This is a genomic window from Halomonas sp. I5-271120 (assembly GCF_030553075.1).
GTDB lineage: Bacteria > Pseudomonadota > Gammaproteobacteria > Pseudomonadales > Halomonadaceae > Onishia > Onishia taeanensis_A.
In genome coordinates this window covers 2,009,201-2,021,902 of sequence record NZ_CP130701.1, presented here as the reverse complement: position 1 = coordinate 2,021,902, position 12,702 = coordinate 2,009,201, and the positions used below count along the sequence as shown (strand labels likewise).

11 protein-coding genes are annotated in these 12,702 nt (G+C 65.0%); 9 read left to right on the top strand and 2 right to left on the bottom strand.

The features are described 5' to 3' along the window. Positions 1–43: 43 nt before the first annotated feature. Positions 44–1,513, bottom strand: a complete 1,470-nt coding sequence (locus Q2K57_RS09055; protein ID WP_304524888.1) for a sigma-54-dependent Fis family transcriptional regulator — start codon at positions 1,511–1,513, stop codon at positions 44–46. A gap of 260 nt (positions 1,514–1,773) precedes the next feature. Between Q2K57_RS09055 and speB the strand changes: the two genes are divergently transcribed. From speB to Q2K57_RS09025, 6 genes are all read left to right on the top strand, one after another. Next, entirely contained in the window at positions 1,774–2,724 is a 951-nt protein-coding gene (speB, locus tag Q2K57_RS09050) for an agmatinase (RefSeq protein ID WP_112056096.1), read from the top strand. Positions 2,725–2,843: 119 nt separating this feature from the next. Next, positions 2,844–4,229: a YjiH family protein gene (locus tag Q2K57_RS09045; RefSeq protein WP_304524887.1), complete on the top strand. Its 1,386-nt coding sequence runs from the start codon at positions 2,844–2,846 to the stop codon at positions 4,227–4,229. 11 nt (positions 4,230–4,240) lie between these two features. Then, positions 4,241–5,875, top strand: a complete 1,635-nt coding sequence (locus Q2K57_RS09040; protein WP_304524886.1) for a 5-guanidino-2-oxopentanoate decarboxylase — start codon at positions 4,241–4,243, stop codon at positions 5,873–5,875. Between the two features lie 81 nt (positions 5,876–5,956). Further along, complete coding sequence (locus Q2K57_RS09035; RefSeq protein WP_304524885.1) at positions 5,957–7,273, top strand: cytosine permease; 1,317 nt, start codon at positions 5,957–5,959, stop codon at positions 7,271–7,273. Then, the gene (locus Q2K57_RS09030) at positions 7,270–8,019 is read left to right on the top strand and encodes an MBL fold metallo-hydrolase (protein WP_304524884.1); all 750 of its coding nucleotides are present in this window, start codon (positions 7,270–7,272) and stop codon (positions 8,017–8,019) included. The genes Q2K57_RS09035 and Q2K57_RS09030 overlap by 4 nt, the downstream gene beginning before the upstream one ends. Before the next feature lie 26 nt (positions 8,020–8,045). Next, a complete protein-coding gene (locus Q2K57_RS09025) occupies positions 8,046–9,491 on the top strand; it encodes an aldehyde dehydrogenase family protein (RefSeq protein WP_304524883.1) in 1,446 nt (481 codons plus the stop codon). 144 nt (positions 9,492–9,635) lie between these two features. Here the strand turns inward: Q2K57_RS09025 and Q2K57_RS09020 are convergent, their stop codons facing one another. Beyond that, entirely contained in the window at positions 9,636–9,974 is a 339-nt protein-coding gene (locus Q2K57_RS09020) for a hypothetical protein (protein WP_304524882.1), read from the bottom strand. Positions 9,975–10,196: 222 nt separating this feature from the next. On the opposite strand from Q2K57_RS09020, the gene Q2K57_RS09015 reads away from it, so the two are divergent. From Q2K57_RS09015 to dkgB, 3 genes are all read left to right on the top strand, one after another. Next, positions 10,197–10,685: a hypothetical protein gene (locus Q2K57_RS09015; RefSeq protein WP_304524881.1), complete on the top strand. Its 489-nt coding sequence runs from the start codon at positions 10,197–10,199 to the stop codon at positions 10,683–10,685. A gap of 210 nt (positions 10,686–10,895) precedes the next feature. Next, a complete protein-coding gene (locus Q2K57_RS09010; RefSeq protein WP_304524880.1) occupies positions 10,896–11,582 on the top strand; it encodes a type 1 glutamine amidotransferase domain-containing protein in 687 nt (228 codons plus the stop codon). 138 nt (positions 11,583–11,720) lie between these two features. Then, positions 11,721–12,533, top strand: a complete 813-nt coding sequence (dkgB, locus tag Q2K57_RS09005) for a 2,5-didehydrogluconate reductase DkgB (protein ID WP_304524879.1) — start codon at positions 11,721–11,723, stop codon at positions 12,531–12,533. The last annotated feature ends 169 nt before the right edge of the window (positions 12,534–12,702 follow it).

Below are 12,702 nucleotides of genomic sequence, written 5' to 3'. Positions count from 1 at the left end.
AGCGACAGGAAGGAAAGAAGAAAGAACAGACGCTAGGCGACCCCTATGACGCCGGATTGATGCGCAGCCCATGGCGCTGCATCTTGCGCACCACGCTTGGCTGGCTGATGCCCAGCCGTTCGGCGATGGCATAGCTGCTGCCAAGCTCACCGCATAGCGACGCCAGAATGTCGCGTTCGATGCGCGCCATGGCGTCCTTGAGCCCCTCGCCCTCGGCCAGCCGACCCGCGCCCGTCCCGGCGGCGGGCAGTCTTGCCCGTGCCTGGGGCTCACTCACTGGGTACTCACTCACGTGGGGGTCGTTGACCGCGGATAGCGCATCCCCTTCGGGCGTCGCGATCACGCGCTCCGCGGCCGACAGCCAGGCGCGCTCCAGCCAATTCTCAAGCTCGCGTACGTTGCCCGGCCAGTCGCGTCCCATCAACTCCTGCCAGACGCCACTGTCGAGGATCTTGTCGCCGCCATAGCGACGGTTGAGCTGCTTGAGCTGGCGCTCGACCAGACCGGGAATGTCCTCGCGGCGCTCCCGCAGCGGCGGCAGGGTCACGGGAATCACGTTCAGCCGGTAATACAGATCGAGCCGGAAACGGCCTTCCTCCACGGCCTCGGCCAGGTTCTGGTTGGTGGCGACCACCAGCCGGAAGTCCACCCGACGCGGCGTGGTGTCGCCCAGCCGCATCAAGCTACCGTCTTGAATGACCTTAAGCAGCTTGGTCTGCATCGCCAGCGGCAGTTCGCCGATCTCATCGAGAAACAGGGTGCCGCCGGCTGCCTGCTCCAGCAGGCCGGCCTTGCCCCTGGGATTGCTACCGCTGAACGCCCCCGGCTGATAGCCGAACATTTCCGACTCGAACAGGCTCTCGGGGATGGCGCCACAGTTGACGTCGATGAAGGGCCCGTCGCCCCGCGCGCTCCAGCGGTGCAGCTGCCGGGCGAAAGCGGTCTTGCCCACACCGGACTCGCCCAGCATCAGTACATTGGCATCGGTCGGCGCGACGCGCTTGAGCAGCAGGGCGATCTCCTGCATCACGCTGCTGCGCACTTCCAGTACACCAGAAAGGCCTGCCAGTGCCGGGTCCTGTTCGCCGGCCGCCGCCCCCTCTCCGACGCTGCGCTTGAGGTGATCGCTGAAGCGCTGCTGCAGCAGGGCGTACTCCTCCTGAAGCAGCTGAAGGTCGGTTAAATCCATCGAGCGGCTGACCACGCAGGCCAGCCGCCCCTCGCTGAAGACCGGATGCGCCTGGGCGACCACCCGCCGACCGGTGCCGGTGTGCTGCAACAGCTGCGCCGGCTTGCCGGTGCTGAGCACCTCGAGGCTCACCGAAGGCTTGAGCACGCCCTGCTCCACCAGGGTGCGGACATTGCTGCCACGCAGCGCCTCGCAGGACATGCCATAGACAGCGGCGGCCCCGGGGCTTACGTCGCGCACCTGGCCGCCGGCATCGACCACGAAAAAGTGATCATGCGCGGTATCGATGATGGTTCTGAGAATGGCGCTGTCCAGCTCGCTCATGAGGTGTCCTCGGCCGATACACTTTTGAATCAATGATGCAAAGATGCATCATCATCGCCCGCCAGGCAATGCATTACTGCATCGCCGATGACCCAACTTGTTGAAATTCAATGATGTGAAAGTTGGCACGTTTCCTGCTCTATAACCCCATATAGGGATTCCTGACCGGGACGACTGATCAGGTCTCTTTGCAAGGACTCTTACAGGGGCTCCTGACAAGAGACGCCTTGAATACCGACACCAAGAACAAGGAGCAGGACGTGAGCGACTTCAACCAGCCATTAGGCGGCAATGACATGCCACGTTTCGGAGGCCCGGCCACCATGATGCGGCTGCCGACACAGGAATCCGCCGCCGGCCTCGACGCCGCCTTCATCGGCATTCCGCTGGATATCGGCACCTCGAACCGCCCCGGTGCCCGCCTGGGGCCGCGTCAGATTCGCGATGAATCCCGCATGCTGCGCCCTTACAACATGGCCACTCGCGCGGCGCCCTTCGACAGCCTGCAGGTTGCCGATATCGGCGATGTGCCGATCAACACCTTCCACCTGCCCAAGAGCATGGACATCATCAGCAACTTCTACGATGAGGTCCTCTCCCACGGCTGCGTGCCGCTTACCCTGGGCGGCGATCACACCGTGACGCTGCCGGTGCTACGCGCTATCGCCAAGAAACACGGTCCGGTGGGGCTGATCCATATCGATGCCCATGCCGACGTCAACGACCACATGTTCGGCGAGCCGATCGCCCACGGCACCCCGATCCGCCGCGCCCAGGAAGAAGGCCTGCTCGACAGCCGCCGGGTCGTCCAGATCGGCCTGCGCGGCACCGGCTATTCCGCCGACGACTTCGACTGGTGCCGCGACCAGGGCTTCCGCGTGGTCACCGCCGAGCAGTGCTGGCACAAGTCGCTCGAGCCACTGATGGCCGAGGTGCGTGAGCAGATGGGCGATGGCCCGGTGTATATCACCTTCGACATCGACGGCCTAGACCCGGCGTTCGCCCCGGGCACCGGCACCGTGGAAGCCGGCGGTCTGACTATGCCCCAGGGCATGGAGATCGTGCGCGGCGCCCGCGGCCTCAACGTGGTCGGCGGCGACCTGATGGAAGTCGCCCCGCCCTACGACACCAGCGGCAACACCGCGCTGATGGGCGCCACCCTGCTCTACGAAATGCTCTGTGTGCTCCCGGGCGTCATGCATCGCGACTGACGGCTGACGTCCTCAAGAGACGTCACCACTGACTCGGCCAGCGGCAAGCCCCTGGCCGCCACGTCTGAATGACACACCCAACACCCTAAGCCCATTACAACTCCAATAGGGAACACCTCATGTCTTCATCACTAGACGCAACCGACGAGATTGCCACCCACCCCGAGCCGCTGAACCGCCGAGGGCTACTGAAATTTCTGATTCCTTCGTTGCTCGGGGTCGGTCTGTTTCTGGTGCCCTTTTCGGTCAACGACTCCATCAACATCGGCATGGGGCTGATGGCCGATGGCCTGAAGGCGGCACTGGGCGACGCCCTGCCCGCCATCGCGGTGTTCGTGCTCTGCCTGTCGGTGGTCCTCACCGCCGTGGTCAAGCTCGCCAAACCCGCTTGGGGCAAGCAGGGCATCGGCAAGGAGCTCTTCGATGTGGCGCCGCTGTGGTTTGGCATGCGTGGCCTCGGCGCGCTGTTCGCGCTGATGACCTACTTCCAGGTCGGCCCTGCGTTCATCACCGCCTCCTATACCGGCGGCGTGATGCTCAACGACCTGGCACCGGTGCTGCTGACGTTCTTCTTCTTCGCGGCGATTCTGCTGCCGCTGCTGGTCGACTTCGGCTTCATGGAGTTCATCGGCAGCCTGGTGCGCAAGCCGTTTCGGATGATCTTCGGCCTGCCCGGCCGCAGCGCCATCGACGCCACCGCGTCCTGGATGGGCTCCGGCACCGTAGGGGTGCTGATCACCACTCAGCAGTACGAGCAGGGCTACTATAACCAGCGCGAAGCGGCGGCCATCGCCACCAACTTCTCGATCGTGTCGATCGCCTTCGCCCTGCTGGTGACCAGCTTCATCGGCATCAACCACCTGTTCGTGCCGTTCTATCTGACCGTAGTGGTCTCGGGACTTATCGCGGCGATCATCGTCCCGCGCCTGCCGCCGCTGTCACGCAAGGCGAATACCTACCATGAACCGGTCGGCTGCCAGATCGCCGAAGAAAGCACCGGCGACATGGGCCTTTTCCGCTACAGCCTGAGCATCGCCGTGGCACGCGCCGAAACCGCCCCCGGCCCCCGCGCGCTGGCTCGTGTCGCGCTGTTTAACGTCGCCGACATCTTCCTCGGCCTGTTGCCGCTGGTGATCGCCATCGGCACCGTGGCCCTGGTGCTCGCCGAATTCACGCCGCTGTTCACCTGGCTTTCCTACCCGATGGTGCCGGTACTCGAGTGGCTGCAGATTCCCGAAGCCGCGGCCGCCGCGCCGGCGACGCTAGTGGGCTTCGCCGACATGTTCCTGCCGGCGGTGCTGGCCAAGGACATCGATAGCGAACTGACCCGCTTCGTGATCGCCTGCCTATCGCTGACCCAACTGATCTATATGTCGGAAATCGGCGCCCTGCTGCTCAAGTCGAAGATCCCGCTGAAGCTCTGGGAACTGGTGGTCATTTTCCTGCTGCGCACCGCCATCACTCTGCCGATCATTGCCCTGATCGCCCACGTCTTCGTCTTTTGAGGAGTTCCACGATGACCTGTGCCGACCTTCTCATCGCCCTGCTGCGCGACCGTTACGGCGCCGATACCGTCTTCGGCATTCCCGGCGTGCATACCGTCGAGCTCTACCGGGGCCTCGCCGACAGCGGCCTGCGCCACGTCACGCCGCGCCACGAACAGGGCGCCGGCTTCATGGCCGACGGCTATGCGCGAGCCACCGGCAAGCCGGGGGTCTGCTTCATCATCACCGGCCCCGGCATGACCAACATCGCCACGGCGATGGGTCAGGCACTGGCGGACTCGGTGCCGATGCTGGTGATCTCGAGCGTCAATCGCCGCGACACCCTGGGTCGCGGCCAGGGTCGGCTGCACGAGTTGCCGAGCCAGCAGCAGCTGCTGGCCGGCGTCGCCCGCTTCAGCCATACCCTGCTCGACCCGGCGGCCCTGCCGGAGGTGTTGGCCCGGGCCTTCGCGGTCTTCGAAGGCATGCGCCCGGGGCCGGTGCATATCGAGATTCCCATCGACCTGTTCGATGCGCCGGTGGCAGTACCCACCCAGTGGAGCGCACCGATCATTCATCGCCCGGCACCGGACCCGGCGGGGCTCGCCACCGCCGCCGCTTGGCTGCATGAAGCCGAGCGCCCGCTGGTCCTGCTGGGCGGTGGCTGCGCCTCAGCGCCTGAGGCGGCCCGCGCGCTGGTCGAACGCCTGGACGCCCCCACCGTCACCACCATCAACGCCAAGGGGCTGCTGGGCTGTGGCAAAAGCGAGGGCGAAGGCAGCGATGGCCGCTCGCCGCGACACCCGCTTGACCTGGGGGCCAACGCCGCCCTGCCCGCCGTGCGCGAGCTGGCCCGTAACGCCGATGTCATTCTCGCCATCGGTACCGAGCTTGGCGAGACCGACTACGATGTGGTGTTCGACGATGGCTTCCTGCTGACGGGTCGGCTGATCCGCGTCGATCTCGACCCCGAGCAGCTGGTGCGCAATCAGTCGCTCTCCCTTGGCCTGATCGCCGATGCCGGCGCCACCCTTAACGCTCTGCTGGCCCACTTCCCGACCGCCCTGTCGCGACAGGGACACCTGCGCACCGCCGCGACGATGGAAGCCCTGGCGCTAGAGCAGGACCCGGCGTTCGCGCCCTTCGTGCCGCTGTTCGAAACGCTCGCCGAGGTGATGCCCGAGGCGATCCTCGTCGGCGACTCCTGCGCACCGGTCTACGCCGCCAATCACCTGGTCGCCAAGTCCGAGCCGCGGCGCTTCTTCAACGCCTCGACAGGCTACGGCACTCTCGGCTATGGCCTGCCCGCCGCCCTCGGCGCCAAGCTGGCTCGCCCGGACCTGCCGGTGGTGGCGCTGGTCGGCGATGGCGGCGTGATGTTCACCCTCGCGGAGATCGCCACCGCTGTGGAGGAACGCCTGCCGGTGGTGATCCTTTTGTGGCACAACGGCGGCTACGAAGAAATTCGTCGCTACATGGCCGCTAACGGCGTCACCCCTATCGGCGTCAACCTGCATGCCCCCGAGTTCCAGACCCTGGCAAGCGGCTTTGGCTGCCTGGCCACTCGGGCCGACGACCCTGCAAGCCTGGCCAAGGCACTAGCGCAGCGCCCCGAACAGGGCCCTCTGCTGATCGAGATAGATGCCCATCGCTGGTCCGCCGGCTGATGGTCTCGACCTGAACGTATCCGTGGCATCGAAACATCCCGCACCATCCCTTCATCCCATCCCTCGATAAGGAAAACAACAATGAGCCAATCCTCGTCTCCCTTCGGCCAGGACACCCTGTCCGCCGATAACGTCGAACGCAGCCTGGGCATGCCTGGCACCTTCGCCCTGTGGCTGGGTGCCAACGTGGTGGTCACCACCATCCTGACCGGCATGCTGCTGGTGCCTAACCTGAGCTTCCTGCATGCCATGCTGCTGGTGCTGATCGGCTCCGCGGTCGGCATCATTCCGCTGGTACTGATCGGCCTGATGGGCCAACAGACCGGCATGACCACCATGGTGCTGGCGCGCGGCACCTTCGGGCGCCTGGGGGCGATGTTCCCCGCCTGGGTCAATCTGTTCGCGCTGGTCGCCTGGAGCTGGATCCAGGCGCTGCTGGCCGGCATGAGCCTCGACTATGCGGTGTCCAGCCTGACCGGCTATTCCAACGTCGCGCTGTTCACGGTGCTCTGCGAGGCATTGGTAGTGATGATCACCCTGCGCGGTCACCTGGGCATCGAGAAGGCCGAAAAGCTCGCCGCCGTGCTGATGCTGGTGCTGTCCGGGGTGGTGGTCTTCGCCCTGGCAAGCAACTACGACCTGCCCTCGATCACCGACATGGAAGCGACGGGCGCCCTCGGTGCCGGCGTGGCCTTCGATATCATCATCGCCACCGCCTTTTCGTGGATTCCGCTGGCCGCCGACTACAACCGCCACTGCCGCTCGCCCAAGGCCGCGGTACTCGGCACCTGGAGCGGCTATGTCACGGCCACCCTGATCGCCATGGGCCTCGGTGCCACGGTCTCGGCCCTGTCGGTCTCGATCGGTTTCCCGCAGACCTATGACCCGACCCAGCTGCTGAGCAGCTTCGGCTTCGGGCTGCCCGCCGCTTTGGTGATCTTCTTCTCGGTGCTGACCACCAACGTGATGTGCGTCTACAGCGCGACCCTGTCGTACATGAGCGTGCGCACCCACAGCCCCTTCTGGAAGCCGGCCCTCATCATCGGCGTCATCTCGGTACTGGGCTCGCTGATTCCGGGCATCCTCGACCAGTTCCAGACCTTCCTGCTGATCATCGGCAGCGTCTTTATCCCGGCCTTCTCGCTGATGATCGTCGACTACTTCCTGGTCGGCCGCGAGCGCTACACGCCCAAGCACCTGATCACTGACGCCGCGACCCTGCCGGCGATCAATCCGCAGGCGCTCGGTTGTTACGTGGTCGGGGCGGTGCTCGCCTACTACTGGAACTGGGTCTCGCCGCTGAGCTTCGGCGCCTCATTGCCGGTGTTCGTGCTGACCGGGGCGCTCTACTTCGTCGTCAGCAAGCTGACCAAGCGCCAGCAAAGGGTCGAAGCATGAGTTCAGCAACGTCACACCTCGAGCGCATCGCGCCGGATCAGTGGTATCGCACCCAGCGCCTGAGTGATGGCATCACGCTGATCGACGAGCCATGGATCAAGCCGTTCTTCCGCTGCAATCTCTGGCATGTGCGCGGACGCGATCGCGACCTGCTGGTTGACTTCGGCCTGGGCGCCGTCCCCCTGCGCCGGCATGTTGCTCTGCTCGCCGAACGCGACCTAGTCGGCGTGGCCAGCCACACCCACTTCGATCATATCGGGGCGGCCAGCGAGTTCGACTGCTGCCACGTGCATGCCGCCGAGGCCGACATCCTCGCCGCGCCGGACAATGCCCGCACCCTGGCCGACGCGTTTCTGAATGACGAGATGTTCGATGCCCTGCCCCCGTCGCCCTATGCGCACAGCGGCTACCGCATCCCCGTACCGCCCAAGATCGCCCACCTCGAAGACGGCGACGTCATCGATCTGGGCGACCGGCGCTTCGAGGTGATTCACACGCCGGGCCACTCGCCCGGCGGCATCGCGCTTTGGGAAGCCGCCAGCGCCACCCTGATCTCTGGTGACCTGGTCTATGACGGCCCGCTGATCGAGGACGCCTGGCACAGCAACCTCGATGACTATGCCGCCAGCATGCGGCGCCTGCGCGCCCTGCCGGCCCGCGTCGTTCACGGCGGCCACTTCCCGAGTTTTTCGGGTGAGCGCCTGAACACCATGATCGACGACTGGCTTGCCCATCACGACCTATGACATCTCTACCTATGACGGAGCGCGTCATGCAAAAGCTCGACCAGCAGTTCATCAATAATCATTGGGTGGCCAGTCACGGGCAGCGCCGACTGGCCGTCATGGACCCGTTTCGCGAAGAGGTGATCGCCGAGGTCACCGCCGGTGATGCGGCCGATGTCGAGGCCGCCGTCAGCGCGGCTCGCCAGGCGCAGCCGGCCTGGGAAGTCCTTGGCGGTGATGCACGCGGAGACTACCTGGACGCCTTTGCCGAGGCCCTGAGCGCACGCCGCGAGGCGCTGATCAGGCTCTCGTCCACCAACAACGGCAAGGCGCTGATGGAAGCCGGCATCGACCTGGACGATGCCATCGCCTGCTACCGCTACTATGCCGGTCAGGCTCGCGCCCTGGAGGCCCGGCAGGGACGCCTGGTGGAACACGCCATGGCCGGCGTCGAAGCCCGCTGCTATGAAGACCCCGCTGGCGTGGTCGGCCTGATCGCGCCCTGGAACTTCCCGCTGGTGACCAGCGCCTGGAAGCTCGCCCCGGCGCTGGCCGCCGGCTGCACCGCAGTCTTCAAGCCGTCGGAAGTCACGCCGCTGCCCGAGCTGGCCCTGGCCGAGATCGCCCTCGAGATCGGCCTGCCCGCCGGCGTGCTCAACCTGCTGAACGGTGACGGCGACGGCATCGGGATCCCCCTGACCCAGCATCCCGGCATCGACAAGCTCTCCTTCACCGGCAGCAACGCAGTCGGCGAGAAGGTCATGCAGGCCGCCGCCCGGGGCGCACGCGGCGTCTCGCTGGAGCTCGGTGGCAAGTCGCCGATCCTGGTGCTCGACGATGCCGACGTCTCGCAGGCCGCCGACTGGGTGATGGCCGGCATCTTCTTCAACAGCGGCCAGATCTGCTCGGCCACCTCGCGACTGATCGTCCATGAAGCGATCAGCGAATCGCTGTATGCCGCCCTTTGCGAGCGTATCGATGCGCTGACGCTGGGCAACCCGCTGGATGAGGCCATCGACATGGGCCCGATGACCAGCGCCCGTCAACGCGATGCCGTGCAGTCCTATCTGGCGCTGGCCGAACGCGAAGGGCTCGAGGCCGTCCGCGATGCCCGCCATCGCACCCTGCCGGGTCAGGGCTACTTCCTGGCACCGACGCTGTATCGCGACGTGCCTACCGATAGTCGCCTGTGGCGCGAGGAAATCTTCGGCCCGGTGCTGTGCTCAAGGAGCGTGGCAAGCGAAGAAGAGGCGATTGCGCTCGCCAACGACTCGGCGTTTGGCCTCGCCGCCACCGTGATCAGCGGCGACGCCGAGCGCGCCAAGCGCGTCGGCCGCGCCCTCAAGGCCGGCAGCATCTGGTTCAATACCGAGCAGCTGGTGCTGCCCGAGACCGGCTGGGGCGGCTTCGGTATCAGCGGCATCGGTCGCGAGCTGGGCCCCTGGGGACTTGCCGGCTATCTCGAGGTCAAGCACATCGTCGGGCCGGCCTGAGCCCGGCCCCTAAGCTCAGAAGTGAGGCTGCCAAGCGACCGTCCGGCCAACCTTGCTCGCACATAAAAAGAGACCGCCGAGGCGGTCTCTTTTTTACGTTCGATGTGAAGCCCCGTTAGCGCCCTTCAGCGGACGCGGGAGCCGTCAGGCAGCGCCGGGCACCGCGGGGAAGTGGGTGCGGGCGTGGTGATAGAGGATGCTGGCATAGCCGTTGCGGTGGAGAAGCTTGTGAATCTTGGCCGGGTCCTGATCCTCGAGAGCGCGGCGCAGCTTGGCCTGCTGCTCGGCGTCGATCGCCTCGTGCCAGTGGAAGGGCGTGCCCTGGGCCAGGGCCTCTTCGGCCTGCTGCATGAGGTCGATCTCCACTCGCCCGCCCTGCTGATAGAGCAGGTCGAAGCCTTCCTGGCGCTCTGCGGCGGGAACGTCGCAGGGCTTCTCCATCGCTTCCAGTACATTGACGTAGTAATAGCTAAGCGGCTGCATCTCGGCTCCTTTTAAGGGAATTGTTGTCTTGCCAACGAGCGTTTTGCCGTATTTGCCGACCACCCCGCAACGGGGTGGCGCTCTTCGAGTGTATCTCACCCATGGCGATCCGACAGCCACCCTCGCGCTTGCGCTTGAGACCCCATCACTGCTCTGACGTTGCCATACTCATGGGGACCCTGTAGGGGTAATCTCTGGAATCCGCTCATTGGCAGGTGATTCATGGCTCCACGTCCCTTTGCTCTCTCGACAACCGACGTTTCCTCGACAGCCACGGCGTCCTCGACAGCCACGGCGTCCTCGACAGCGACCACCGCAACCGCCTCACCTCAGCCGGCCTGGCTCAGGGAGTGTCTGATCTCACTGGCGCTCGCCGCGCTGATCTCCGGGCTGTCGCTGGGCGCGGGCCTCACCTGGCAGGCACAGGGCCTGGGCTGGCTGGCGGCCGGTCCGCTGGTGGCCGCCATTGGCTGGAGCCTGGCCTGGGGGTTCGTGCTGATACGCCATCTGCACCAGTCACTGATCGGCGCCCTGGGCTTCTGGCTGGTTCAGGGTGCGCTATGGCACGGCAGCTACCGGGATGGACCGCTGGGCGGACTCGAGATACCGCTGCTGGTCCTCTGGGCGCTGATGCTTGTCGGCCTGGCCTTGACCCTGCTGGCGCTCTGGCTTGGCAAGGCTCGCAGCAACCGCAACAGGGCGAGGCTGTAAAGTCGGCCCACCTTCAAGAGCACTTCACGAGCAGACGCACACGCTGGACCAGGTTCCCGTTCAGCATATGCACATACCGCATATCTTGTGTCAGTATTCATCAGTTCTCGAATACAGCCTGTGCCTCTAGGATGGCTATCATTAATTCGCCGCCAAGGGCGGCAAGGCATCACTTGTTACCGTTTTCCAAGCCATCACCAGGAGCCTCACATGAGCAAACGTATTCTGATGGTACTGACCTCTCACGACCGTCTCGGCGATACCGGCAAGAAGACCGGCTTCTGGCTCGAAGAGCTGGCGGCACCCTACTATGCCTGCCTGGATGCCGGCGCCGAGGTGACCCTGGCATCCCCCCTGGGCGGCCAGCCGCCGCTGGACCCCACCAGTGACGCGGAAGACAGCCAGACCGACGCAACCCGTCGCTTCAAGCAGGACGATGCGGCCAACGCCAAGCTGGCCAGCACGCACCGCCTGTCAGACATGAAGGCCGACGACTTCGACGCCATCTTCTATCCGGGCGGCCACGGCCCGCTGTGGGACCTGGTCGACAATAAAGATTCGATCCGCCTGATCGAGACCTTCTGGGCTCAGCAGAAGCCGGTAGCGGCGGTCTGCCATGCGCCCATCGTGCTGCTCAACGCACGCGATGAGTCAGGCGCGCCGCTGGTTAAGGGCCGCGAGGTCACCGGGTTCACTAATGGCGAGGAAGACGCCGTAGGCCTGACCGAGATCGTTCCGCAACTAGTCGAGGATGCGCTGATCGGCTGCGGCGGCATTTACTCCAAGGCCGACGACTTCACTCCCTACACTCGCCGGGATGGCCGTCTGATCACTGGCCAGAACCCGCCCTCCTCCGAGCCAGTGGCCAAGGTGCTGCTCGAGGCTCTCGGCCTCTGAGTCGCCACGCGCCGTCATCGACGCGTCTCATCCCGCCCTTGAATCCGGCGGGATGATCCCAAGATTTATTAGTCAGCTATCGAGCATGGCGAGAGGTACTCGCCAAGCCCGAATCTTCATCACTGTTACGGAGGTTGCATGACTCAGCACACCGCTATTCCCAATCCCGGGCTCGGCACCTTCCGTCTTAAGGGCGATACCCTCAAGAGCGCCGTCAGCAACGCCCTGGAACTGGGCTATCGCCATATCGATACCGCCCAGATGTACGGCAACGAGGCCGAGGTCGGCCAGGCGATCGCCGAGAGCTCGGTGCCGCGTGACGAGATTTTCCTGACCACCAAGGTCTGGCACGACACGCTCACTCCCGATGCTCTCAAGAAGAGCGTCGACGAGAGCCTGGACAAGCTCGGCACCGATTACGTCGACCTGCTGCTGATCCACTGGCCGTCGCCGAACGATGAGGTGCCGATGCGCGATTACCTCACCGCTCTGCGCGAGGTACAGAAGGCCGGCAAGACCCGTCATATCGGCGTGTCCAACTTCACCATGGCGCAGATCGACCAGGCAGTGGATATCCTCGGCGAAGGCGCACTGCTGACCAACCAGATTGAGGTCCACCCCTTCCTGCAGAACCGCGCGCTGGTGGAGCACTGCAAGCGTCACGATATCGCGGTCACCGCCTTCATGCCGCTGGCCGTCGGCAAGGTGATGGAGGACGAGACCCTCAAGCGCATCGCCGCGAACCATGACGCCACCCCGGCACAGGTCACCCTGGCCTGGCTTCAGGCGCTGGATATCGTGACCTTCCCGTCGTCTACCAAGGCCGATCACCTCAAGAGCAACATCGAGGCGCTGAAGATCACCCTGAGCAACGACGAGCTCGACGAGATCGCGACGCTCGACCGGGGTGAGCGCATCGCCAACCCCGACTTCGCGCCCGACTGGGACTGATCACGAGGGGCGGCAGCGACATAGATAAGATGTAGACGAGATAAAAAGGGGCGGTGGCCATGAGCCACCGCCCTTTTTTGCGTCTCGATAGGCCCAACCACTCGCACGCATAGCGACAATTCAGCGGCATGGCGCCTCGCCGTACGCAACACTCACGGCATAGACATGG